Origin of the sequence: Streptomyces sp. NPDC020898 (genome assembly GCF_044333925.1) — a bacterium.
GTDB lineage: Bacteria > Actinomycetota > Actinomycetes > Streptomycetales > Streptomycetaceae > Streptomyces.
The window spans coordinates 120,572-146,254 of record NZ_JBIRRV010000017.1 but is presented as its reverse complement, the minus strand read 5'-3'; the positions used below and the strand labels follow the sequence as shown (position 1 = coordinate 146,254).

The following is a 25,683-nucleotide window of genomic DNA, read 5'->3' as shown; positions in this document are numbered from 1 at the left end:
GAACCCACCCCATGGCACGTACGTCCTCAGTCGTCGCCGGCTTCGTCGCGGGCGTCGTCGTGGCCGCGAGCACCACCGCGATAGCCGTCACCGGCGCCACCGGCACCACCACCGGCGCCGACCTCGGTTCCCGGCCCACCACCACCTGGCTGACCGTCAAGGTCGCCGACGCCATGGGCACCAGGGACACCATCACCTGGGTTCCCACCGGCTCCTTCGCGGGCTCCGCGGAGGAACGCGTCCCGCGCTATCCGATGACCGCCATCCAGGGCAAGGACACCAAGGAGCTGAAGCTCTCCGCCGTCCGCAACGAGCAGGTGTCGGCGCAGCTGGCGATCGCCTCCGGCCAGGACCTCGACGACGTCAAGGCCGTGGTCGGCGACCTCACCGGGCCCGGCGGCGCGAAGCTGTCCGGCGCCGACACCCGGGTCCGGTTCGTCAAGTACGTGCCCGTGCAGCGCTCGAAGAGCGAGGTCGACTGGTCCGCCACCATCGACCAGGTCAGCTCCGGCAAGGAGGTGTCAGGGGACCGTAACCCCGATGTGGTCGGCGACGCGCTCGATGAGCGGCCCTCCGTGGACGTGCCCGCGTACGCGGCGCAGCCGCTGTGGTTCACCTTCAAGATTCCGGACAAGGCGAGACCCGGCACGTACACCGGCACGGTGAAGGTCGACGCCGACGGCCGCACCCAGGCCACCTATCCGCTGACCATCGAGGTCGCGGACGCGAGCGTGCCCGACCCGGCGGACTACGGCTTCTTCCTCGACGTATGGGCGCAGCCGGAGACAATCGCCAAGAACCATGGCGTCAGGCTCTGGTCCGACCAGCACTGGAAACTGATCGAGAAGTACAACCGCGACCTCGCCTCGCGCGGTCAGAAGGTCGTCAACACCACCATCGTCGACAACCCGTGGCACCACCAGTGGTCGCTCGGTACCCGGGAGTCGCAGACCGCCACGCCGTACACCAGCATGGTGGGCTGGAAGTGGAACGGAAAGACGTTCTCCTTCGACTTCGCCCGCTGGGACAAGTACGTCGAGACCGCCAGACGCGCCGGGCTCGGTCCTGACATCGGCGCCTTCTCCATGCTGGCGTTCCAGGACCAGGAGCACCTCACCTACACCGACACCACCACGGGCAAAACCGTCTACGAGAACGTCGATCTGGGCGGGGACCGCTGGCGGGAGGCATGGGGAACGTTCCTCCCCGCCTTCGAGAAGCACCTGAAGGCGACGGGCCGGCTGGAGGACACCTGGCTGTCCTTCGACGAGCGGCCCATCAGCACGATGACGGTCGTCAAGGACTTCGTCCACGAGGTCGCGCCGGTCTTCGACGACCGTATCTCCGTGGCGGGTTCGATCAGCACCGAGGGTGTCGCCTCCAATCTGTCCGTCGACTGGGGCGGCATCGACGCGATGACGAAGGAGAAGGTGGCGGAGCGGCGCGAGGCCGGCAAGACCACGACCTTCTACGTGTACGGGGCGCCGGCCCACCCCAACACGCTGTCCTTCTCGCCCGCCGTCGAGTCGCGGATGCTGCCGTGGATCGCCGCCCAGCGGGATCTGGACGGCTTCCTGCGCTGGTCGTACAACAGCTGGACCAGCGACCCCTTCAAGCAGCCGGTGCACGTCTTCACGCAGGGCGACGAGTACCTGGTCTACCCGGGCAAGGACGGTCCGATGTCCAGCATCCGCTGGGAGCAGCTGAAGGAGGGCATCGAGGACTACGAACTCATCGCCCAGCTGCGGAAGAAGGACGGCGGCGCGGACAGCGACGCGCTGACCGAGGCTCTCACCACCGCGACCCGAGACCTCGACGGCCGGACGAAGAACGTCAACGACATCGAGACCGCGCGCGCGGCCGTAGTGAAGGGGCTGACGTCATGAGGGTGAAGTGGAAATCCCTGCTGCTCGCCGCGGCACTGAGTGTCATGCCCCTGACCAGCACGCATGCCGCTGAGGCACCTGTCCAGGCGGAGCCGAAGGCCCCGCACACCGTCACCTACGACCAGTACTCCGTGCAGGTCGACGGCAAGCCCCTGTACCTCTGGGGCGCCGAGTTCCACTACTTCCGGCTGCCCAGCCCCGACGCGTGGCGCGATGTGCTGCAGAAGATCAAGGCGGGCGGATTCAACGCGGTCTCGCTCTACTTCGACTGGGGTTACCACTCCCCCGAGCCCGGCTCGTACGACTTCACCGGCATCCGCGACGTGGAACGGCTGCTCGACGAGGCCGAGCGAGCGGGCCTGTATGTGATCGCCCGCCCGGGCCCGTACATCAACGCGGAGGTCTCCGGCGGCGGCATGCCCGCCTGGCGGAAGACCCAGGCCGGTGTGAACCGTACCTCCGAGCCGGAGTACATGAAGGCCGCCCGGGAGTGGATGAGCCGGATCAACCCGATCATCGCGCGGCATCAACTCACGCGTGGCACAGGCAATGTGATCCTCTATCAGGTCGAGAACGAGTACCAGGGCGGTCGCCAGGACGCCGACTACATGCAGACCCTCATCGACTGGGCACGCCAGGACGGCATCGACGTCCCGACGTTCGTCAACGACGGCGGCGCCAACAAGAACTGGGTCAGCGGCAAGGGTGCCCCCGACATCTACGGCTTCGACGCCTACCCGCAGGGCTTCGACTGCAAGGACCCCGACACCTGGAGGAACCTGCCCGACTATTCGTACGTCAACGAGTGGAAGCCCGAGTCGCCGCTGATCATCCCGGAGGCACAGGGCGGCGCCTTCGATCCCTGGGGCGGTACCGGATACCAGGACTGCGCGAAACTCACCGGCACCGACTTCACCCGGGTGTTCAGCAAGATGAACATCGCCGCCGGGGTGAGCGGCCAGTCCTTCTACATGACGTACGGCGGCACCAACTGGGGCTGGCTCGCCGACCCCAACGCGGTCTACACGTCGTACGACTACGGGGCACCGATCAACGAGTCCCGCCAACTGACGGACAAATACCAGGAGTTCAAGCGCCTCGGTTACCTGGTCAACTCCGTGACGTCGCTGGCGCGCACCGACAAGGCCGAGGCTCCCGTCCCGACCGACGACGCCCTGCGCATCGACCGGCGCGTCAACCCCGACGACGGCACCCAGTTCTTCACCGTCCGGCACGCCGACACCCGGGTGAAGGACAAGGACGAGACCACCCTGTCGCTGACCGGTGCGGACGGCGACTACCCGCGTGTACCGCAGCAGGGCACGATCACCGTCGACGGCCGGGACGCCAAACTCCTCGTGGCGGGCTACGACTTGGGCGGGAGCCAACGGCTCGTCTACTCCACCTCGGAGATCATGACGCACGCCCGCATCGCCGACCGGGACGTGGCGCTGCTGTACGGGCGTGCGGGCGAGGCGGGTGAGACCGTGCTGCGGTATGCCGAGCGGCCCGAGGTCACCGTCCTCGACGGCGAGGTCACCACCACCTGGGACGCCGAACGCGGCGACCTGCGCCTGAACTACACGCACAAGGGCCTGGCGCGGGTGCTGGTGAACGGCATGGAACTACTGATCGCCGACACCGCTGAGACCGCCCACTGGTGGCGGCAGGACACCGCGTCGGGCCCGGTCCTCGTGCGCGGCCCGTCGCTGGTCCGGACCGCCGAACTGGCAGGCGGCACACTGAAGTTGACCGGGGACTCCACCGAGGCCGCGAAGATCGAGGTGATCGCGGACGCCAGGAAGGTGACCTGGAACGGCCGCAAGGTCGCCGAGACCGAGGCGCCGCGCCCGGTCGAGCTGCCCGCGCTGACGACCTGGAAGTACAAGGAGGAGGCACCGGAGGCCACCCCGGGCTTCGACGACTCCGCCTGGACCACCGCCGACCACCTCACCGCCAACAACCCTGATCTGGCAGGGTCGTTGCCGGTCCTGGCGATGGACGAGTACGGCTTCCACCACGGCAACGTCTGGTATCGGGGCCGGTTCCGCACCACCGGCGCCGCTACCGCGCTCGCGCTCGACGCCAACACCGGTCCGACCGGCCAGTACGCGGTCTGGCTCAACGGCAGTTACCTCGGCAGCTCCGGAGACGGCGCGCACACCTTCGGCATACCGGCCGGGACGCTCAGGGCGGCAGGCGACAACGTCCTGTCCGTGCTCGTGGAGAACGCGGGCCACAACGAGGAATGGGGCCACGACTACTCCAAGGAGCCGCGCGGTCTGCTCGGCGCCGAGGTGATCGGCGGGGCCTCCACCCTCACCTGGAAGATCCAGGGCTCCCGGGGCGGCGAGGACCCGGTCGACACGGCCCGAGGCCCGTACAACAACGGCGGGCTGTACGGGGAGCGGGCCGGCTGGTCGCTGCCGGGCTACTCCGACGGCAGCTGGAAGAGCACGACCCTTGCCGGGCAGGCCGGGAAGACCGTGCCCGGCGTGCGCTGGTACCGCACCTCCGCGCGGCTCGACCTGCCGCAGGGCCAGGACAACGCGATCGCCGTCGATCTCGCACAGGCCGAGGGCGGCAGCACCGGCTACCGCGCCCAGATCTTCGTCAACGGCTGGCTGATCGGCCGCTATCTGCCGGACACCGGACCGCAGACACGCTTCGTCATCCCCAAGGGCATCCTGCGCGAGCAGGGCGGCAACACCATCGCCCTGGCCGTGTGGTCCACCGAGGCCGGCGCGGGCCCGGGTTCCGCCAAGTTCGTCGACCTCGGCGCCTCGGCGGGCGGGATCAGGGTCGGGACGGTGGCCGCGCCCTCGTACGACCCCAGGACCTACGCCATGCCGGCCGCGGGCGCCCAGGTCACCATCGATGCCGAGCCGTTCCTGGGCACCGGCACCGCCGCCGGGGTCCCCGTCACCCTCAGCGTGCCGAAGGACGCGCCGCTCGCCCGGAACGTCGAGCTGGCGCTGAAGGTCCCGGACGGCTGGACCGCGACCACCGGCGACACCACGCGTTTCGCCCGGGTCCGGCCCGGCGAGACGGTGACAGCCGACTACACCGTCACCCCGCCAGGTGACCCGGTCCACTACGCTGTCCTGTCCGCGACCGCCACGCTAACCCAAGCCGGCCGTCCGGGCACCGTCACCGGTGTACGGGCCGTTCAGGTGCCGCCGCCAGGGCTGTCCGCCGACTCGTATGTGAGCGACCTGACCCTGGTCAAGGCGGTCAACGGCTGGGGGCCGGTGGAGAAGGACACCTCCAACGGGGAGTCGGCGGCCGGCGACGGACGCCCCCTGAGCATCGGCGGCGCCGCCTACGCCAAGGGCCTCGGCGTGCACGCCGACAGCCGGATCAGGGTCTATCTCGGCGGCGGCTGCACCCGGTTCACCGCGACCGCCGGTGTGGACGACGAGGTCGGTGACAACGGCAGCGTCTCGTTCGAGGTGATCGCCGACGGCCGCTCCCTCTTCGACAGCCCGGTGCTGTACGGCTCCGACGGCGGCGCCACGGTCGACGTGGACGTGTCCGGCGCCCGCTGGCTGGACCTGCTGGTCGACGGGGACGGCGATGTGTCCACGGACCACGCCGACTGGGCCGACGCCAAGCTGGCCTGTGGGGACGGTTCCTGATGCCGCCGGTGAGACGACCCGCCCGCTTCCGTCCGACGCTCGCGGCCCTGCTCCTGGCCGTCGCGGCCCTCGTGGCCGGGACGGTGGCACCCGCCGAGGCCGGTCAGCGAGGCGATCGGCGCGCCTGGACGGCGACGTGGGCGACGGCGGCCAGTGAGCACTACGAGGTCTCGGGGATGTCCGAGGTGACGGTACGGATGCCGGTGCGCACCAGCGTCGGCGGCTCATCCGTGCGCATCCGGCTGACCAACGCCTACGCCACCGACCCGGTGACGATCGGGCACGCGACCGTGGGTTTGCGCGACGGGGGTTCCGCCGTGGCCCGCCCGTACGACGTGCGGTTCGGCGGGAAGCGGGCGGTCACGATTCCGGCGGGTGGCGAGGCGGTCAGCGATCCGGTCCGGCTCGCCGTGCCGGCCCTGGCCGACCTGGTCGTCAGTCTCCATCTGCCCGGTCAGGTCACGCACATCACCGATCACTGGTGGGCACAGCAGACCGTGTACTGGACGGACTACGGAGCGGGCGACCACGTCTCCGACACCTCCGGCGACGCCTACACCTGGACCACCACGAGCTGGCCGTTCCTCAGTGGCGTCGACGTGACCGCGCCGAGGACCGGGGCGGTGGTGGCGCTCGGCGACTCGATCACCGACGGGTCCTTCTCGACCGCCGACACCAACCAGCGCTGGCCCGACCTGCTGTCCGCCCGGCTGAACGCCTGCCTGCCGGGCGCCGGAGTGCTCAACGCGGGCATCACCAGCAACCGGATCACCGCCGGGACGGAGACGAATCCCTCGGCCCTGGACCGGCTCGACCGGGACGTGCTCTCCCAGCCCGGGGCGCGGACCCTGATCCTCTTCGAGGGGATCAACGATCTCGGCGGGGCGAGCGCCGAGCAGATCGTCGCCGGGATGACGGAGATCGCCGACCGGGCGCACCGGCGCGGGATGCGGGTCGTCGGCGCCACGATCACCCCGTACAAGGACTTCACCTGGGGCGGCTGGACCGAGGAGACGGAGGCGCGGCGGCAGCAGGTCAACGCGTTCGTCCGGGACTCCGGCGGGGTCTTCGACGCCTACGCCGACTTCGACCGGGCGGTCCGGGATCCGGCGGACCCGCGGCGGCTGGGCGTGGCGTACGACTCCGGTGACCACCTCCATCCCAACGACGCCGGGATGAAGGCGTTCGCCGACTCCATCGACCTGACGTCGCTCGGCCTCGGCCGCGGCTGTTCCTGAGGAGGAACCGTGTCCAGACGGCTCGAACACCTGCGTGGGCACCGAAGACTCGCGGTCCTGGCCACGGCGTTGGCGGCCACCCTCGCAGCCCTGCTTCCGGCGGCGCCGGTCGCCGCGGAGACCATGCGGCCGGGGTGGACCGGGACCTGGGCGACCGCGCAGCACGCCTCGTACGACCCGGGCACCTCGGAGGTGACGGTTCGGATACCGGTGCGGGTGAGCGCAGGCGGGTCGAGCGTACGCATCCGCCTGACCAACGACTTCACCACCGAGCCGGTGACCATCGGACACGCGACCGTGGGGCGCCGGGGCGGTGGTTCCGCCGTCGTGAAGCCGTACGAGGTCCGGTTCGGCGGCAAGGACGAGGTGACGATCGCCGCCGGGGAGCAGGCGGTGAGCGATGCCGTCAGGATCTCCGTGCCCGCGCGCAGCGACCTGGTCGTCAGCCTGTACTTCCCCGGCCGGCTCACCCACATCAGCCAGCACTGGATGGGGCTGCAGACCGTCTACTGGACGCCTGACGGCGGCGGCGACCACGCCTCGGACGCCGCCGGGGACGCCTTCACCAGGACCGACTCCACCTTTCCGTTCCTGACCGGTGTCGACGTCCGGGGCGGCAACGCGGCGGGCTCCGTGGTGGCGCTCGGCGACTCCATCACCGACGGGGCGTCCTCCACGTCGAACGCCAACCGGCGCTGGCCCGACTATCTGGCGGAGCGTCTGTCGGCCTGTACGTCCGCCGCAGGAGTGCTGAACGAGGGCATCAGCGGCAACCGGATCACGGCCGGCGTGGACGGCAACCCGTCGGCACTGGACCGGCTGGAACGCGATGTGCTGTCGCAGCCGGGCGCCCGGACGGTGGTCCTGTTCGAGGGCGTCAACGACCTCAGTTGGGGCGGCGCCACCGGCGACCAGCTGATCGACGGCATGAAGGAGATCGTGCGCCGCGCCCACGCCCGCGGGCTGCGCGTGATCGGCGCGACGGTCGTGCCGTATCGCGGCTGGGGCGACTGGTGGACCGAGGCCAAGGAGGCCGACCGGCAGAAGGTCAACACGTTCGTACGCGAGGGCGGCGTCTTCGACGACTACGCAGACTTCGACAAGGCGGTACGGGACCCGGGCGACCCCACCCGCTACGCCGCCGCGTTCGACTCCGGTGACCATCTGCACCCCAACGACACCGGGATGAAGGCGTTCGCCGACGCCGTCGACCTCACCACCCTCGGGGCGGCCCGCGACTGCCCGTCGGCCCGCGTCCGGCTCACCCCGTACCGGCCGGTCCTGCAAGCCGGCGGCGACGGCACGGAGATCACGTCGACCGTCACCAACTCCGGTACCAGAGCGGTCACTCAGGTCGGCACTCGCCTCGATCTCCCCGACGGCTGGTCCGCCGAGCCGGCCGGCAGCGCGCGGATACGTTCCCTCGCCCCGGGCGCCAGCGCCACCGTCACCTGGACGGTGACCCCGGCGGCCGACGCGGTCTGGGGCACCCACGAGATCGGCGTACGCACCTCCTTCCGCCAGGACGGCCGGGCACGGCGCGACTCCGACAGCGTGGACGCCACGGTGACCCCCGCTCCGTCCGAGGTCCGGGCGCCGTATCTGACGACCGCCACCACGACCGAAGAAGCTCAATTCGCGCAGAACGGCGGCCAGTTCGCGATTTGGGCGGGCGGCCAGGACCTGTCGGGCTGGAAGGACGAGAAGGCGGCGGTCTACCTCGCCGACGCGGCGCCGCCGTCCGGCACCGTGACCGCCCGGGTTGTCGGTCAGACCGGCAGCGGCCCGTCCGCCAAGGCGGGGGTCGCCGTCGCCAACGACCTCACCGCGCCGGCGGCGGGCGGCTACGCGGTGCTCACCATGTCCGCGCAGTTCGGCCTGGAGTTCCTGACCGACAGCGACGGTGACGGAAGGCTCGACACCTGGGCCGGGGGCGGCAGTTCGTACCACCCCGCCTGGCTGAAGCTCGTCCGCGACGGCACCGCCTACACCGCGTACGCCAGTTCCGACGGCGCCGCCTGGCAGCAGGTGGCCACCGCCACCGTGCCGTCCGCGAGCGGCACCGGCGACGCCGGGCTGGTCGCGAGCGCGGTCAACCTCAACCACCCCGGCCAGATCACGACCGCACTGTTCGACTCCTTCTCCACCGACGAGTGAGAGGCCCGTTGATGGCAGTCAACCGCAGACACCTCATCACCACCGCTGCCGCCCTCGGCGGCGCGGTGCTGCTCGCCCCGCCCGGCACCGCCCAGGCCCTCACCCGAGGTGCGACGCCCGCCGCCTCGGGCATCCCCGACTACCAGCCCACGAAGGCCTCACTCGACACCCACCCGGTGCCGCGCTGGTACAAGGACGCCAAATTCGGCATCTTCGTCCACTGGGGCGTCTACTCGGTGATCGCCGGCGCGACGCCGAGAAGCGCCTCCGAGTGGTACCTCTGGTACCAGAGCACCAAGGACACCGCCGAGTGGAAGTACCACCGCGACACCTACGGCGAGAACGTCACCTACGACGACCTGATCCCGCAGTTCACCGCCGAGAAGTACGATCCCGACGCCTGGGTGAAGCTGTTCGAGCAGGCGGGCGCCGAGTACTTCGCGCTGACCAGCAAGCACCACGACGGATTCGCCCTCTACCCCAGCAAGGTGACGGACCGTCACTCCGTGGCGTACGGCCCGAAACGTGACCTGGTCGGCGAGCTGATGACCGCGGCTCGCAAGCGCGGCACCGTGCGGCCCGGGCTGTACTACTCGCTCGGCGAGTACTTCAACCCGGCGATCGGCCGCCCGATGCGCAACTTCTACACCGACGAGGAAATCCCGATGACCGGCTACAAGCCGGTCCAGGACTACGTCGGCGACTACGAGCTCAAGCAGCTCCACGAGATCGTCGACCGCTACGACCCGGAGCTGCTGTGGGCCGACGGGCAGTGGTTCCGGCCCACCGGCAACCCGCCGTGGCGCAGCGAGGAACCCCTGGCCCACTACTACAACCAGGCCAAGAACCGTAGGCACCCCAAGGGTGTGGTGATCAACGACCGGTTCGACACCCACTTCGACTTCGCGACGTACGAGCAGCGCACCAACCCCACGATGGATCCGCAGAAGTGGGAGTGCTGCATGACCATGGGCTACTCCTGGGGCTACAACAAGCACGAGCCGGACGAGGACTACAAGACCTCCGAGTTCCTGATCCAGCTGCTCGCCGACGTGGTCAGCAAGAACGGCAACCTGCTGCTCAACATCGGTCCCAGGGCGGACGGCACGATCCCCGAGATCATGCAGGAGCGACTGAAGGACATCGGTGCCTGGCTGAAGGTCAACGGCCCGGCGATCTACGGGTCGACGCCCTGGGTGCGCGCGGAGGAGGAGGGCGGTTCGCTCGGCATCCGCTACACCGTCTCCCCGGGCAAGTTCAACATCATCGTGCTGGGCGCACCCAGCGGCACCCTCTCGGTGCCCGGCGACATCCCCGTCAGCGCGACGTCCCGGATCCGGCTGCTCGGCACGAGCGGCACTCTGCGGTGGACCCGCGGTGACGGAAAGATCAACATCACCGTCCCGCCCTCCCTGCCGAGCGACATCGCCAACGTCTTCACCGTCGATTGGGCCCGGTGACCAGCATGGGAATCCGCAACGGTACGCAGTTCGACGCTCTGGGGCCCACGCTCACCGTCACCACGGAACCCGCCGAGCCGGCCGGTGGTGACACGGTCACCGCCACCGCGGTGCTCATCAACGACTGCCCCTTCCCCCTCCGCAACGCCGTGCTCCATCTGATCGACCCCGGCGCCACCACGGCGGCGAAGACCGTCCCGCTCGGCGACCTGCGGCGCGGTGCGAGGACGACCCGGCGCTGGGAGACGGCGATGCCGGCCGACGTCGCCGGGAACGTGTCGTTCACCGCGCACGTGGTCTTCGACGTCGACGGGCACAGCAGCGACTGCGCGCGGTCCGCGAAGACGTTCACCGTGCCCTACGAGCCGAATGAGGTGCGGGACCCGTACCGGACGTTCGCCACCACCGACGACGCCGAATTCGGCCAGTACGGCAGCCAGTTGGTGATCTGGGCGGGCGGCCGCGACTTCTCCGGCGGCACCGACGAGAAGGGCGGCATCCTCCTGCCCGGATCCGCCACCGAGTCGAGCGTGGTGCAGGTCAAGACAGTCAGCCTCACCGGCAGCGACAACCCCAGCGCCAAGTACGGGATCGCCGTCGCCAACGATCTCACCGCCCCGGAGAAGGGCGGCTATGCCGTGCTCACCATGTCGAAGTCGTTCGGCCTGGAGTTCATGACCGACAGCGACGGCGACGGACACCTCGACACCTGGGCCGGTGGCGGCGGCTCCACCCACCCCGCCTGGCTGCGCCTGGTCCGCGACGGCACCACGTACACCGCGTACTCCAGCGTCAACAACGGCCTTTCCTGGAGCGAGATCGCGAGCGTGAACGTCCCGTCCGCGAGCGGCGCCATGGACGCCGGTGTGGTGGCGAGCGCCGTGAACCTCAACTACCCCGGCACGACGGTCCAGGCCGTGTTCGACCACTTCAGCGTGGAGGAGTGACGACAACCCCGTCAGCCTGTCCGCGACGGTCTCCCGTCGGGCGTCCCCGCCCTGCGCCTCTTCGCCATGACGATCAACTGAAGCTTGCCGGAAGGACGTTCATGCTCGACAACCGAGGCGACCTCGGCGTCACAGACGTCACAGGCGTCACCCGCAGATGGCTCCTCACGGGCACGGTCGCCCTGGGCGGCGCCGCGCTGCTGACCCGCCCGCACGGCGCGTACGCGGCCGACGGCACCCCGTTCGACGTCGCTCCCGCCGCCGCCGCGCTGAAGCGCCTGCTTCCCGGCCACCACCGGCAGATCACCCTGCGGGCAGCCGACGACGAGACCGACCGCTTCCGGGTCACCGGCCGGGCCGGGCACATCACGGTGGAGGGCACCAGCCCCGCCGTGCTGCTCGCGGGCCTCCACACCTATCTGCGGCGGACGGCACACGCCTCTGTCTCCTGGACCGGCGAGCAGCTGAACCTGCCGCGCACCCTCCCCGCACCCGCCGAGGAGATCACGGGAACGGCCGATGTGCCGCACCGCTTCGCGTTCAACGACACCAACGAGGGCTACACCAACGCCTACCGCCACTGGGACGCGTGGCAGCAGGAGCTGGACGTGCTGGCCGTGCACGGAGTCAACCGGGTCCTCGTCTACATCGGCGGCGACGCGGTGTACTACGACACCTTCCGCCACTTCGGCTACTCCGACGCCGAGATGCGCGCCTGGATCCCGGCCCCCGCCCACCAGCCCTGGTGGCTGCTGCAGAACATGTCGGCCTTCGGCGGACCGGTCTCCCGGCAGCTCATCGAGCGACGTGCCGCGCTCGCCGAGAAGATCGTCGACCGGATACGGGACCTGGGCATGACGCCGGTCCTGCCGGGCTACTACGGCAGCGTCCCGGACGACTTCCCCGCCAAGCACGGCGGCGACGCGGCGGTGGTGGCGCAGGGCAGCTGGGGCGCCTTCAAACGCCCCGACTGGCTCGACCCGCGCACCACGGCTTTCGACGACGTGGCCGCCACCTTCTACCGGGCCCAGACGGAGCGGTTCGGCGACAGCACGATGTACAAGATGGACCTGCTGCACGAGGGCGGCAACCCCGGTGACGTGCCGGTGGGCGAGGCCGCGCAGGCCGTCGAGGGGGCGCTGCAGAAGGCCCATCCGGGAGCCGTCTGGGCGATCCTCGGCTGGCAGACCAACCCGTCCACGGCGCTGCTCGACGGCGTCGACAAGAGCCGGATGCTGATCGTGGACGGTCTGTCGGACCGCTACACCACCGTCACCGACCGGGAGAGCGACTGGGGCGGCACGCCGTACGCCTTCGGCAGCATCTGGAACTTCGGCGGCCACACCCCGATGGGTGCCAACGCCCCGGACTGGGTGGAGCAGTACCCCAAGTGGCGTGACAGGGAGGGCAGTTCGTTGGCCGGGATCGCGGCGATGCCGGAGGCCGCCGACAACAACGCACCCGCTCTCGCCCTTCTCACCGACCTGGCCTGGACACCCGGCACGATCGACCTGGACGACTGGTTCGCCGCGTACGCCCTCGCCCGCTACGGCGGCCCCGACCGGCACGCCGCCGCGGCCTGGCAGACGATCCGCGACACCGCGTACAACATGTCCCGCGCGGACTCCTGGAGCGAGGCACCCGACGGCCTGTTCGGCGCCCGGCCCAGCCTGACGGCGAACAAGGCCGCCGCCTGGGGCCCGGAGAAGGACCGCTACGACACCACGGCCTTCGACACCGCCCTCACCGAACTCCTGTCTGTACGTGTGGAGTTGAGGAACAGCTCGGCGTATCGCTACGACGTCGTCGATGTGGCCCGGCAGGTCCTGTCCAACCGCAGCCGTGTCCTGCTGCCGCAGATCAAGGCCGCGTACGAGGCCGGGGAGAGGGCCCTGTTCGGCAGGTTGACCGGGACCTGGCTGCACTGGATGGACCTCCTCGACGACCTGCTGGCCGCCTCCGGCCCGCACCTGCTGGGGCGGTGGCTCGCCGACGCCCGCTCCTGGGGCGCCGACCGGACCGAGAAGGACCGCCTGGAGTACGACGCGCGCTCCCTCCTCACCACCTGGGGCGGACGCGCCAGCAGCGAGGAGGGCCTGCACGACTACGCGAACCGTGAGTGGTCCGGGCTGGTCGGCGGCCTGTACCTCACCCGCTGGAAGACGTACTTCGACGCGCTGACCGCCGGCAAGGACCCGGCGACGATCGACTGGTTCGCGCTGGAGGACCGCTGGGCGCACGCGCACGACAAGCACCCGACCGAGCCCCACGGCTCCCCGTACGCCCTGGCCCGCCGCGTGCGCGACCTGCTCGCCGCGACTCCCCATCAGGCGACCCTCAGCGCGGGGACCGACCGGGGAGCGGTGGCCGAGGGTACGCCCGCGACGGTGACCGTCGCCTTCACCAACAGGAACGGGTTCGCGGCGACGCGCGACGTGACCCTCTCCGCCACCGCCCCCGACGGCATGGCGGTGAAGCCGCTCGATCCCGTGCGGACCGAGTCGGTGGCGTCCGGCGGGACGTTCGCCGCCCGCTTCGAGATCTCCCTCGCGGGTGAGCCGACGGAACTGGTCGGCCAGGTAGTCGCCGCGGCGGCGTACACGGGCGGCGGGAAGGCGGTCGCGCCGGTACGGCTGCTGGCCGCGGCCGGGGTCGGTGACCCGTACCGCACGGTCTCCTACAACGATGCTGTGTTCGGCCAGGCCGGCGACGAGATCGCCGTCGAGGGCGCCGGGGCCGACCTGTGGGGCGCCACCAACGAGTTCGGGGCGGTGTACCGGGCGGGCGGGTACGGCGACGGAACCGTGGCCGAGGTCGTGGTCAGGTCCCAGGACGCGACCGGGGGCTGGGCGCGGGCTGGCCTCGTCGTCCGCAACGACCTGGGCACTCAGGGCAGCGGGGGCTATGTGAACCTGGCGATCACGCCGTCCAACGGCTGCGCGCTGAGCTGGGACGCCGACGGTGACGGCCGTTTCGACTCGATCGCGCTGTCGGGTTCCTTCACCGCGCCGGTGCGGCTGCGGCTGACCAGGTCCGGCGCCTCGTACATCGGGGAGGCCAGCACGGACGGCGTCACCTGGACGACGGTGGGCACGGCCACGCCCGGAGGCGCGGCGGCCGCACAGGACGTCGGTGTCTTCATGACCGCGGCCAACGGCTGGAACGGCGCGCGGGGCATCGCCACGTTCGACGGGTTCACAGTGACCTGATCTCCGTGTCCGAGTCTCCGGGTCTCCCAGTCCTTGCCTACGATCAAGCACGAGGGCGCGTCCTCGCCCTCGCTGCTCAGGCCGACCGGAAGGCACCGCAGAACATGAACAGGCAACCCGACCGCTGGGCGGAACTGACCGGCGGCCAAGCCGGAGAGGAGTACGCCCAGCGTTTCGCGCGGCTCGCCGAATCGGGCCATGACGTCCACGGGGAGGCCGCCTTCTGCGCCGCACTGCTGCAGCCTGGCGCCCGGATCCTCGACGCCGGCTGCGGCACCGGCCGGATCGCGATCCGGCTCGCCGAGCTGGGCCACCACTGCACCGGCGTGGACGTCGACCTCTCCATGCTCGCGGTCGCCCGCCGTGCCGCCCCCGCGCTGGAATGGCTCCACGGCGACCTGGCGTCCCTGGACACCCTCGGCCTGGAACCGGACTTCGACCTGGTCCTTGCCGCCGGAAACGTCATCCCCCTGCTGGCCTCCGGCACCGAAGCAGCCGTCGTACGGCAACTGGCCGCCGTACTGCGCCCCGGCGGGCTGCTGGTCACGGGCATGGGACTGGACGCGGCGCACCTGCCGCTGCCGGAACCGCCGGTGACTCTGACGGAGTTCGATCACTGGTGCACCCGGGCCGGGCTGGTCCTGCGCCGGCGCTACGCCACCTGGGGCGGCGATCCCTACGCTCCAGGCGGCGGCTACGCCGTCAGCGTGCACTCCCGGCCCACCGACTGACTCCGCGCCCGCGATCAGCCGGCCGTCGCCGGGTCCGCCGTCATGAGCCGTCGACGGCACCCGTGGGCGGCTGCCGGTAGGGCCGTATCGCGCGGCGCGCGATGGCGAAACGGTGGGTCTCCGAGGGGCCGTCGTAGATCCGGAACGGCCGTACCTCCCGGTACAGACGGGCCAGCGGTGCGTCGGCGGTCGAGATGCCGAGGGCTCCGCAGATCTGCACCGCCCGGTCGACCACCCGGTTGACCGCCTCCGCCACGAAGGTCTTGGACACGGACGTGAGCTGCGAGGCGGCGGCGGAGCCGGTGTCCAGCTCCCAGGCGGTACGCAGGATCAGGGCGCGGCTCGCCTCGATGTCGATCTCGGAGTCGGCCAGCATCTGCTGGACCATGCCGAGGTCACCCAGCGTCGAGCCGAACGCCATCCGGCTCCCCGCCCGCTCCAGCGCGACCACCTGGGCCCGGCGGGCCGCTCCCAGCCAGCGCATGCAGTGGGTCATCCGGGCGGGACCGAGCCGGACCTGCGCGCCCTCGAAGCCCTGGCCGACCGCGCCGAGCACCTGGTCGTCCCCCACCACGCACTCGTCGAAGACGATCTCGCTGTGCCCGGCGAAGAGCCCTTCGTCCAGGGTCTCGATGTCCCGGACGATGCGCATGCCGGGGGTGTCAGCGTCGACCAGGAACATGGTGGCGCCGCCCGGGTCACCGGGGCTGCCGGAGGTGCGGGCCATGACGATGGCGAAGCCGGCGCCGCGGGCCCCGCTGATGAACCACTTGTGGCCGTCGATGCGCCAGCCGCCGGGTACCTGGGTCGCGGTGGTCCGCAGGGAACGGGGGTCGGCGCCCGCTCCCGGGGCGGGCTCGGTCATGGCGAAGCAGGAGCGTGTGTCGCCCGCGGCGAGCGGACGCAGGTACCTCTGCTTCTGCTCTTCGGTGGCCACCTTCTCCAGCAGATGCATGTTGCCCTCGTCCGGGGCCGCGCAGTTCAGGGCCAGCGGTCCGAGCAGCGAGTAGCCCGCCGCTTCGAACACCACCGCCTGTCCGCGCAGGTCGAGCCCGTGTCCGCCCCACCGCGTCGGTACGTGCGGAGCGAACACACCCGCCTCGCGGGCAGCTTTCTGCAGGGTCTGACGGAGGTCCTCCGGGGCGTCGTGCACGGACCCGCCGCACTCGCGCTCGGCCGGAATGACCACCTCGCGCACGAACTCGGCCGTCGTTGCGGTGAGTTGGGCGACAGCCGGATCGACATCGAACTGGATGGGCACGGGGCCTCCCGCCGAGGGGCGTACGGGTATCGGCTCCCGACGCGTTCTAGAAACTGTATAGCGTCTTTAGTATCTTGCCGGGAAGTACCGAGAAGCACCGGGAAGCGCCCGGCGACGGGAAGTCGACAGGAGAAACACCCATGGGCCTGCCTGTGAGCACCGCCCCGGTCCGGATCGTCCGCCACCCCGACGGAGTCGTCGAGCTGAGGCTGGACGACCCCGGGCGGGGCAACGCGCTGGATCTGAGCACGGCCGAGGCCCTGCGGGACCGAGCCTCCGAGGTGGCCGCGGACCCGGGCGGGGCGGTGCTGCTGCGGGCGGCGGGCGGCAGCTTCTGCGTAGGCGGTGACCTGCGCGCATTCACCGGCCGTGGCGCGGAGACCGGCGCCTATGTGCACGCCGTGGCGAGCGCCGCGCACTCCGCGATACAGGCCCTGTACGACCTGCCGGTGCCGTTGGTGACCGCGGTGCGCGGCGCGGCCGCGGGCGGCGGGATCGGGCTCGCACTCGTGGGGGACGTCGTCCTGGCGGCCCGGTCCTCCCGCTTCCGACTGGCGTACACGGCGATCGGGCTCACGCCGGACTGCGGCGCGTCCTGGTTCCTGCCGCGACTGGTGGGCCCCCGTCGGGCGGCCGACCTGATCCTGACCAATCGGCTCCTGACCGGGGACGACGCCGAAGGCTGGGGCCTGGTCTCCCGGTGCGTCGATGACGAGGAGCTGGACGAAACGGCACACCGGACGGCCGCCGGTCTGGCCGCCGGCGCCACTGACGCCCTGCGCGCCGCGAAGAGTCTGCTGCGCGCCGGCGACGGTGACGATCTGCGCCGCCACCTCGCCGAGGAGGCGCGGTCGATCGCCGCTCTGGCGGACGGCCGGGAGGCCCAGGACCGCATGGCGTCGTTCCTCGCTCCAAAAAGTGTTTCTTGAGTCCCTCTTCACTAACCTGCCCGTCTGGGCGTAACCTCCGGGCAACACAGAACCGAGCAAAAGGTGTGGCGATGCAATCTGCTGCCGTGGACCTTCCGGACGCACCCGACGAGCCCCTCACCGAGGCCGTCGTCGACCTCGTTCTGCGGGGCATGTGGCGCGGCCGGCCGGAGTCCGAGCACCGTCCGCTGGTCGACGCCGGGCTGGCGATGGTGAAGGGGCCGGTGGTGCTGCCGACGGAGCGTGCCAAGGCCGCAGCCGCGCGGTTCCTGCGGGTGCCCGCCGGTTCCGAGCAGGAGGAGCGGATCACCGCGGCGTACGAGGCGTTCCTGCCGGTCAACCGGAAGATCCGCGATGTGTGCACGGCCTGGCAGTGCCGCCCCGACGGCTCTGTCAACGACCACTCCGACGACGTCTACGACGCCGGGGTGCGCGAGTCGCTGGAGGACGTGCACGAGGCCATCCAGCCCGTGCTGCGCCGGCTGGACCCGGTGCTCGCGGGCAGCGGACAGTACCTGACGGCCCTGGAGGCAGCCCTCGACCGCTTCGACGAGGGTGCGCCGACCTGGCTGGCCTCCCCGCTGTGCGACTCGTACCACACCGTGTGGATGCGGCTGCATCAGGAACTGCTGCTCGTCCTGGGCATCAGCCGGGCCGATGACGAGGCCCGCGAAGAGGAACTGGTCAACAGGAGCCGGGGTTGAGCGTCACCGACCGCGAGGCGGGCCCGCTCGCACAGTCCGAGACGGCCTCCGCAGCCCCTGGCCGGATCCTGGTGCCCTACGGGCAGGGCCGGATCCGGGGCCTCGACGCCGACGAGCTGGGTGCTCATGGCGCGGCGATGGACCGGCTGGTGGCCCTCGGGCTGCCTGTCGTGCCGGGGCTCACCGTGCCCGCCGGCTCCGCCGCGTCGCTGTGCGAGTCCGACAGCGCCGAAGCCGCCGTAGAACTGGTCGAACAACTCTCGGGGCGCCGCATCAGCGATCCGGCCCGGCCGCTCCTGCTGCGGCTGTCGGCGAGTGCGCCCACCGAGATCGCCGGACTGCCGCCCGACCTGGCCTGCCTCGGCTTCACCCCGGCCCGTGCCGACGACCTGTGCGCCGTCATCGGGCGCGCGGACGCGCTGTACGACGTGTGGGCCGCCACCGTGCGCATGATCGCCGAGTACGCCCTCGACGTGCCCGGCGCGGTGCTCGACGACGCCCTCCTGGACACGCCCGGACCTCGGGAACGCGTGGACGTGCTGCTGTCCTTGGTCGCGGAGCACGGCTCCCGGCCGTTCCCCGACGACCCGGCGCAGCAGCTCGCCCTGGCCGCCAGTGCCCTCCTGGCCCGGTGGGACTCGCCGCGGGCGCGAAGGTCCCGCCGGTCCCAGCGGCTCCCCGCTGACCTGGCCGTCGCCCTGCATGTGCAGGCCCTGCGCATCGGCCCGGCGGACCACTCGGGCTACGGCACGGCCGTCAGCCGCGATCCGGAGACCGGGCGCCTCGCCCCCCAGGGCTCCTTCTTCCGGGGGGTGCGCCGCAGCGCCCCGCCGCCGCACACCGGTGGTGAACCGCTGGACCGGCTCGCGGGCGGCACCGCCCTCCTCGAGCACTCCCTGCTCACCCTGGAGCGGCATCTGCGCGCCCCGGTGTCGGTCGACTTCGAGGTGCGCGACGACGAGATCTCCCTGCTCGCCGCCTCGGCACAGCTCCGCCCGCCGCTTCGGGCGTCGGTGTGTCTGGCCGCGGACCTGGCCCGGGACGGGGCGATCAGCCGCGAGGAGGCTGTCCGGCGGATCACGCCCGCGCAGGTGCAGGAACTCCTGCACCCCCAACTGCGGTTGACCGGCGGGGAGGAGCTCCTGGTGAAGGGGCTGCCCGCGTCGCCGGGGGCGGCGACCGGAGCAGTCGTGCTGTCCAGTGAACGTGCCCTCGAACTGGCCGCGGACGGTACGCGGGTCGTCCTCGTGGCCGCCGAGACGAACCCGGCGGACGTCCCCGGAATGCTGGCCTCCGTCGCCGTACTGACCGGCAGCGGCGGCATCGCCTCGCACGCCGCCGTGGTGGCCCGGGGCGCCGGCAAGCCCGCGGTGTGCGGCGCCGAGGGACTGCGCGTGGATGTGGCCGCCGGGACGGTCCGCTTCGGGGACCGGGTGGTCCGCGAGGGCGACCCGGTCTCGCTGGACGGCCGTACCGGCGCCGTCTACGCGGGCACGCTGAGCGTCAGCGTCGCCGGACCGCCGCCCGAGCTGTCCACCCTGCTGGAGTGGGCGGACGACGCGCGCCGGCTGGGCGTACGCGTCAACGCCGACACGGCCGTCGAGGTGGAGACGGCCCTCGCCCTGGGCGCGGAGGGTGTCGGACTGTGCCGTACGGAGCACCAGTTCCTCGGCGACCGTCTGCCGCTGATCCGCCGGATGCTCCTGGCCGCCGACCCGGCCGCCCGCGACGAGGCGCTGTCGGCGCTGGAGCGCGCCCAGCACGAGGACTTCCGCGCGCTGCTGACCGCCGTGGGGAACCGCCCGGTGACCGTGCGCCTGCTGGACGCTCCGCTGCACGAGTTCCTGCCCGCCCCCGGGCAGGCCCTGGACGCGGCCGAGGAGCAGCGGGCCGACGCGCTGCGCGAGGCTAACCCGATGCTCGGGCTGCGCGGGGTACGGCTGGCGCTGCTGCACGAGCGGCTCTACCCGGCGCAGGCCGAGGCCCTGTTCACCGCCTGGACCGAGGTCGCCGCCACTGGCGTCCGGCCGACGCTGGAGGTGATGATCCCGCTGGTCAGCCTGCCCGAGGAACTGGCCGCCGCGGCCGCGTACGTACGCGGTGCCGCCGACGCGGTCGCCGCCCGAACCGGAGTGGAGGTCCCGTACCGGCTCGGCACGATGATCGAGACCCCGCGGGCCGCACTGATGGCCGGCGAACTGGCCGAGCACGCCGAGTTCTTCTCCTTCGGCACCAACGACCTCACGCAGCTCACCTACGGGTTCTCCCGGGACGACGTCGAGCGCCAGGTGCTCGCCAACTACCAGGAGCGCGGGTTCCTGACCGCCAGCCCGTTCGCGCGGCTCGATCCGCACGGGGTGGGCGCGCTGATCGCCCTGGCGGTCGAGCGGGCACGGGAGGTGCGGCCCGGCATCAAGCTGGGCGTGTGCGGTGAGCACGGCGGGGATCCGGAGTCGATCGCGTTCTGCGACGGCCTCGGCCTCGACTACGTCTCCTGTTCCGCGCACCGCGTGCCGGTGGCCCGGATGGCGGCCGCCCACAGTGCCCTGCGGGAGCGGTACGACGAGGAGCGGTCTGACGAGAGCGGGAGCGCACGATGACAAGCACCGTCACCGACGGCACGGCTCTGTCGGACACCGAGCTGGAGGACCTGCGCGAGACCGTTCGGTCGGTGTGCGCGGACGCCGGCGGCACCGCCGCTGTCCGCCGGCTGTCCGAGGAGGCACCCGGCATCGACGCCGGCCTGTGGGACGCCCTCGGCCGGCAGGTCGGTCTCGCCGGCCTGGGCCTGCCCGAGGCGGCGGGAGGGATCGGCGGCCTCGCCGAGATCGCCGTGGTCTGCGAGGAGTTGGGCCGGACACTGGCACCGGTACCGCTGCTGTCCTCCACCGTGCTGGCCGGGCAGGTGCTGGCCGCCTGCGGTACGGCCGACAAGGCGCTGGCCAAACTGGCCGAGGGCACCGTGCACGCCCTGGCGGTGTCCGCGCCCGACGGGGTGTGGCGGGCGGGCGCCGTGCCGGTGGCCGTCTCCTGGCAGGGCAGCGTCCCGTTGCTGGACGGCACCGCGCCGTTCGTCCTCGACGGCGCCGACGCCCACGCGCTGGTGGTGGCCGCGGCCGGGACCGACGGCGTCGACCTCTTCCTGGCCGACCCGCGCGAGCCGGGGATCACGGTCCGCCGGGTGCCCACCCTGGACCTCAGCCGGGGACAGGCGGTGGTCACCTTCTCCGGTGCCCGGGTCCGGGCACTGACCGCCGGCGGCGAGGGGGCGGACATCGTCTCCCGCGCCCTGGACGTGGCCCTGGTGGCGCTGGCCGCCGAGCAACTGGGCGGCGCACAGGCCGCGTTGGACATGACGGTGGCCCATGTGCGCGACCGTACCCAGTTCGGCAGGGCGATCGGCGGCTTCCAGGCGATCAAGCACACCTGCGCCGACATGCTGCTCCAGGTCGAGGCTGCGCGCTCGGCCGTGATGCGCGCGGTCCGGACGGACGGCTCGCCGCAGGCGCTGGCCGAGGCGGCGACGGTGGCACAGGTGTGGTGCGGGGAGGCGTTCGTCTCCGTCGCCGCCGAGTGCGTACAGCTCCACGGCGGGATGGGCTTCACCTGGGAGCACGACGCGCATCTGTACTTCCGGCGCGCCCAGTCCGACGCAGTGCTGCTGGGCGGCGCCGCACACCATCGGGAACGGCTGGCCGGCCTGCTGGGCTGGTGACTTGGAAGATGGGAGGGACCATGACCACCAGGCTGATCGACGAGTCGCTGTTCGAGAACCGGGAGACTCTGGAGTTCGACGACGGGGATCCACCGCGTCTGTCGGGCGCCCGCTGCTCCACGTGCGGCACCGTCGTCTTTCCCCGGCAGAACTCGTGCCCCAGGTGTTCGGACGGGGCGATGTCCCCACAGGTACTGCCGGTGAGCGGGCGCGTGTGGTCGTGGACGCTCCAGGCGTTCCCGCCGAAACCGCCGTACCGGTCACCCGCCGACGGCCACCGGCCGTACCACGTGGGCTATGTGGACCTCGGTGAGGTGCTGGTCGAGTCGCTGCTGGCGGTCGCCCGCACGGAGATCCGGATCGGACTGCCGGTCCGGCTGACCACCGTGCCCGCGTACCAGGACGAGGACGGGACCGACGTGGTGACCTTCGCGTTCCGCCCGGAACGGGACGGGGAGCGATGAGCCGGCCCGACGAGGTGTACGTGGTCGGCTGCGGAAGGAGTGCCTTCGGCCGCGACGAGAGCGTCACCGGCATGGACATGGCCGAGCTGGCGATCCGTGAGGCGCTGGCCGACGCCGGCGTCGCCTGGGAGGACATCGGCTACGCGGCCGGCGGCTCCGACGTGTCCGGCAAGCCCGACACACTGGTGGGCCGGCTGGGCCTGACCGGTGTGCCGTTCGTCAATGTGCAGAACGGCTGCGCGACCGGCGCCTCGACGGTGCTCGCAGTGGCCAACGCGCTGCGCGCGGGCGAGGCCTCCGTGGGACTGGCGGTGGGGTTCGACAAGCACGAGCGGGGCGCGTTCCACGTCTCCGCGGCCCGGTACGGCCTGGGCGACTGGTACGCCGAGACCGGCATGATGCTCACGACCCAGTTCTTCGCGCTGAAGACCCAGCGGTACCTGTACGAGCACGGGATCTCGGAGCGGGCGCTGGCGATGGTCGCCGCGCGGGCCTTCCGCAACGGTTCGCACCACCCGCTGGCCTGGCGGCGCAAGCCGCTCACGGAGCAGGAGATCCTCGACTCCGCCGAGGTCAGTCCCCCGCTCACCCAGTACATGTTCTGTTCGCCCGGACAGGGCGCGGCGGCCCTGGTCCTCGCGCTCGGCGACCGTGCCTTCGACCTGTGCGAACGGCCGGTGAAACTGGCGTCGTTGGCCTTCCGGACCCGGCGGTTCGGTTCGTTCGAGGTGTTCTCGCCCTGGCTGCCGCCGGGACCGCATCACAGCCCGAGCGTCGACGCGGCCGAGGCGGCCTTCCGCACGGCGGGGGTGCGGCCCGCCGACGTACAGGTGGCCCAGCTGCAGGACACCGACAGCGGCTCTGAGCTGATCCACCTGGCGGAGACCGGACTGTGCGGTCACGGCGAGCAGGAGGAGCTGCTGGCCGCCGGGGCCACCGACCCCACGGGCCGGATCCCGGTCAACACCGACGGCGGCTGTCTGGCCGGCGGGGAGCCGGTCGGCGCCTCCGGGCTGCGTCAGTTCCACGAGGTCGTACGGCAGTTGCAGGGCCGGGCGCCGGGTCTGCAGGTTCCGGGCGCTCCCCGGGTCGGCTTCACCCATGTGTACGGGGCGCCCGGGATCAGCGCGTGCTCGGTCCTGACGGTATGAGAGGCGGTGGGCAGTCCATGGGGCACGGTGACAGAACCGCACTGGTGACCGGCGGGGCACGCGGAATCGGCCTGGAGATCGGCCGGCAGCTCGCGGACCGGGGACTGCGGGTCCTGGTCGGGGCGCGAAAACTGGAGGCCGCCGAGGAGGCGTGCCGCGTCATCGGCCCGGCGGCACTGCCGCTCGCCCTGGACGTGACCTCCGCGGCGAGCGTCGGCGACGCGGTCCGGGAGGCCCGGGAGCTGACCGGGGGGATCGACGTCCTGGTGAACAACGCGGGAGTGTCCCTGGACGGGGAGCTGCGACCCCCGTACGTCGATGAGGACATCCTTCGCGCGACCCTGGACACGAACCTCATAGGCGCCTGGCGCGTGGTGGAGGCCGTCGTTCCGGGCATGGTGGACGCCGGTTACGGCCGGGTCGTGAACCTCACCAGCTCGTACGGTTCGCTGGCGCTGATGGACTCCGGCCGGCATCCCGCCTACCGCATCTCCAAGACGGCGCTCAACGCCCTGACCCGGATGCTCGCGGCCGAACTGGCCGGCACAGGCGTCCTGGTCAACTCCGCCGATCCCGGCTGGACCCGCAGCGGCATGGGCGGCCCGTCCGCTCCGCGCGGCCCTGAGGAGGGGGCGGACACTCCGGTCTGGCTGGCGACCCTGCCCGAGGGCGACGGGACGACGGGCGGGCTGTTCGCCGACCGCAGGCCACTGCCTTGGTGAACCGCCTCAGGTCCTCAGGTCCGTGAGGTGGCCGGCTTCTTCGGCTGCGTGGACTGCGTCGGCTCCTGCTCGGTGGCGACGATGCGCAGCGCCAGTTCCCTGACCGCCTCCAGGACGGACCGGGAGGGCAGCTGGGACAGCGGTCCTCCCTCGGCGCGCAGCGCGGTGACGAGCATGGTCGTACTGATCAGGGTGCGGACCGCGAGGGCCTGCGCCGCGTGCCGGGCCTTCGCCGCCCGGGGGCTGCGCGTGGTGCCCTCGGGCAGATAGTCGTAGCCACGCTGGATGTGCCGCTGCTCGAACTCGTCCCGCAGCACCTTGACGTTGCCGTTGGCGGAGGCCACCTGGACCTGGTAGAGCCGGGCCTCGTCCGGGTTCTGCTCGACCCACTCCCACACGGCGTCGATGACGCGGACCAGTCCCTCCGCGTCACCCGGCTCGGACTCGGGCCGGGCCGCCTCGACGACCGCGTTGAGCTGGTCGAAGACCCGGCGCATGGCGAGTTCGAGCAGCTCCTCCTTGCCGTCGAAGTGGTAGTAGACGGCCGTGGGGACCACCTGGGCCTCGTCGGCGATGTCCTGGATGCTGGTCTCCGCGAAACCTCTGCGGCCGAACACCCGTACGGCGGCGGTGATGATGTGCAGCCGCCGCGAGGGGCGGTGGGCGGGCTGCTTGCCGTTCTTCGTGGTGGCCATCATGCTCCCTGCCGACTGGCGTGAACCCGGTGTCCGTGGGCCCTGCGTACTGACCAGTGTATCCAGTAACTCCGGCCGTTGATCTGCACAATTCCTGCTGCACACTGGCATCCGGAGCACCGGGATCCCGGCATACTTGACAGTATGACGACATCTGGAACCCGTGCCGCTCACCGCCCCTCGCGCAAGCAGTGGGTGATCGAGGCGGCCACGGAGTTGTTCGCCACGCAGTCGCCGGACGAGGTGACGGTGGCCGACATCGCCGCGCGTGCCGAGATGACCTCGGCAGCGGTGTACTACCACTTCTCCTCCAAGGACCAGGTCCTGGCGGAGGCCATGCGGGCGTTCGCCGCCGCGTTGCGCGAGCAGTTGCAGGCGGTCACGGAGGGCCACGAGCCCGGGTCGGACATCGGAGCGTCCGTCACCACGCTGCTGTCGTGGATGGGCGAGCACCGGTCCGCCGCCACCGTGTTCTTCGTGTCGTCGGCCGGCATGAGCCAGGACGCGGAGGCACTGCGGCAGGAGAGCCGTACCGAGTTGCTGGAGGAACTGGTGCGGCTGATCCGCAAGGCCCGCGGGTCCGCCTCCGACGCGGAGGCCGCGGTGGTCGGGCTGGGTCTGCTGGCGCTGCTGGAGACCGCGGCGATCTCGCAGGTCCGGGGCGACGACGTCTACCGGTCGCTGGGGCACCGCTCGTTCGTCCGCGAGGTCGGCGATCTCGCCCAGCGGATCGCCGACCCGGCCACACCGGCCTCGTAGGACTTGCACTTGTAGAG

The 25,683-nt window shown here is 71.5% G+C and carries 18 protein-coding genes; 16 read left to right on the top strand and 2 right to left on the bottom strand.

The window, feature by feature from the left end; translation table 11 throughout:
- Positions 1-11 precede the first annotated feature (11 nt).
- The 8 genes from ACH4TV_RS38305 to ACH4TV_RS38270 all read left to right on the top strand — a co-directional run bounded on the left by ACH4TV_RS38305 (position 12) and on the right by ACH4TV_RS38270 (position 15,266).
- Positions 12-1,886 (top strand): glycoside hydrolase domain-containing protein, encoded by a 1,875-nt coding sequence (locus tag ACH4TV_RS38305; protein ID WP_398405937.1) that lies wholly within the window; start codon positions 12-14, stop codon positions 1,884-1,886.
- Positions 1,883-5,524, top strand: coding sequence for a beta-galactosidase (locus tag ACH4TV_RS38300; RefSeq protein ID WP_398405936.1), 3,642 nt, complete (start codon positions 1,883-1,885; stop codon positions 5,522-5,524). The genes ACH4TV_RS38305 and ACH4TV_RS38300 overlap by 4 nt, the downstream gene beginning before the upstream one ends.
- A gap of 8 nt (positions 5,525-5,532) precedes the next feature.
- Complete coding sequence (locus ACH4TV_RS38295; protein WP_398405935.1) at positions 5,533-6,762, top strand: SGNH/GDSL hydrolase family protein; 1,230 nt, start codon at positions 5,533-5,535, stop codon at positions 6,760-6,762.
- A 9-nt stretch (positions 6,763-6,771) separates the two neighbouring features.
- Positions 6,772-8,919: a GDSL-type esterase/lipase family protein gene (locus ACH4TV_RS38290; RefSeq protein ID WP_398405934.1), complete on the top strand. Its 2,148-nt coding sequence runs from the start codon at positions 6,772-6,774 to the stop codon at positions 8,917-8,919.
- A gap of 11 nt (positions 8,920-8,930) precedes the next feature.
- Positions 8,931-10,379 (top strand): alpha-L-fucosidase, encoded by a 1,449-nt coding sequence (locus ACH4TV_RS38285; protein ID WP_398405933.1) that lies wholly within the window; start codon positions 8,931-8,933, stop codon positions 10,377-10,379.
- A gap of 5 nt (positions 10,380-10,384) precedes the next feature.
- On the top strand, positions 10,385-11,326 hold the full coding sequence (locus ACH4TV_RS38280; protein WP_398405979.1) for a hypothetical protein: 942 nt from the start codon (positions 10,385-10,387) through the stop codon (positions 11,324-11,326).
- 101 nt (positions 11,327-11,427) lie between these two features.
- Positions 11,428-14,535: an alpha-N-acetylglucosaminidase TIM-barrel domain-containing protein gene (locus ACH4TV_RS38275; protein ID WP_398405932.1), complete on the top strand. Its 3,108-nt coding sequence runs from the start codon at positions 11,428-11,430 to the stop codon at positions 14,533-14,535.
- A 104-nt stretch (positions 14,536-14,639) separates the two neighbouring features.
- A complete protein-coding gene (locus ACH4TV_RS38270) occupies positions 14,640-15,266 on the top strand; it encodes a class I SAM-dependent methyltransferase (protein WP_398405931.1) in 627 nt (208 codons plus the stop codon).
- Between the two features lie 40 nt (positions 15,267-15,306).
- On the opposite strand, the gene ACH4TV_RS38265 is transcribed toward ACH4TV_RS38270, so the two are convergent.
- Entirely contained in the window at positions 15,307-16,527 is a 1,221-nt protein-coding gene (locus ACH4TV_RS38265; protein WP_398405930.1) for an acyl-CoA dehydrogenase family protein, read from the bottom strand.
- 140 nt (positions 16,528-16,667) lie between these two features.
- On the opposite strand from ACH4TV_RS38265, the gene ACH4TV_RS38260 reads away from it, so the two are divergent.
- The 7 genes from ACH4TV_RS38260 (at position 16,668) to ACH4TV_RS38230 (ending at position 24,212) form a co-directional block, all read left to right on the top strand.
- Entirely contained in the window at positions 16,668-17,456 is a 789-nt protein-coding gene (locus tag ACH4TV_RS38260; protein ID WP_398405929.1) for an enoyl-CoA hydratase/isomerase family protein, read from the top strand.
- Positions 17,457-17,527: 71 nt separating this feature from the next.
- Positions 17,528-18,160, top strand: coding sequence for a hypothetical protein (locus ACH4TV_RS38255; RefSeq protein WP_398405928.1), 633 nt, complete (start codon positions 17,528-17,530; stop codon positions 18,158-18,160).
- Positions 18,157-20,760 carry a putative PEP-binding protein gene (locus ACH4TV_RS38250; RefSeq protein ID WP_398405927.1) on the top strand — a complete coding sequence of 868 codons (2,604 nt, stop codon included), beginning with the start codon at positions 18,157-18,159 and terminating at the stop codon, positions 20,758-20,760. Before ACH4TV_RS38255 ends, ACH4TV_RS38250 begins: the two co-directional genes overlap by 4 nt.
- Positions 20,757-21,875 (top strand): acyl-CoA dehydrogenase family protein, encoded by a 1,119-nt coding sequence (locus tag ACH4TV_RS38245; RefSeq protein ID WP_398405926.1) that lies wholly within the window; start codon positions 20,757-20,759, stop codon positions 21,873-21,875. Before ACH4TV_RS38250 ends, ACH4TV_RS38245 begins: the two co-directional genes overlap by 4 nt.
- 20 nt (positions 21,876-21,895) lie before the next feature.
- Positions 21,896-22,339 (top strand): Zn-ribbon domain-containing OB-fold protein, encoded by a 444-nt coding sequence (locus ACH4TV_RS38240; protein WP_398405925.1) that lies wholly within the window; start codon positions 21,896-21,898, stop codon positions 22,337-22,339.
- Positions 22,336-23,490, top strand: coding sequence for a thiolase family protein (locus ACH4TV_RS38235; RefSeq protein ID WP_398405924.1), 1,155 nt, complete (start codon positions 22,336-22,338; stop codon positions 23,488-23,490). The genes ACH4TV_RS38240 and ACH4TV_RS38235 overlap by 4 nt, the downstream gene beginning before the upstream one ends.
- Before the next feature lie 17 nt (positions 23,491-23,507).
- Positions 23,508-24,212, top strand: a complete 705-nt coding sequence (locus tag ACH4TV_RS38230; RefSeq protein ID WP_398405923.1) for an SDR family NAD(P)-dependent oxidoreductase — start codon at positions 23,508-23,510, stop codon at positions 24,210-24,212.
- 14 nt (positions 24,213-24,226) lie between these two features.
- On the opposite strand, the gene ACH4TV_RS38225 is transcribed toward ACH4TV_RS38230, so the two are convergent.
- Positions 24,227-24,910, bottom strand: coding sequence for a TetR/AcrR family transcriptional regulator (locus ACH4TV_RS38225; RefSeq protein ID WP_398405922.1), 684 nt, complete (start codon positions 24,908-24,910; stop codon positions 24,227-24,229).
- A 141-nt stretch (positions 24,911-25,051) separates the two neighbouring features.
- Here ACH4TV_RS38225 and ACH4TV_RS38220 point away from each other — a divergent pair, with 141 nt between their 5' ends.
- Positions 25,052-25,666, top strand: coding sequence for a TetR/AcrR family transcriptional regulator (locus ACH4TV_RS38220; protein ID WP_398405921.1), 615 nt, complete (start codon positions 25,052-25,054; stop codon positions 25,664-25,666).
- The last annotated feature ends 17 nt before the right edge of the window (positions 25,667-25,683 follow it).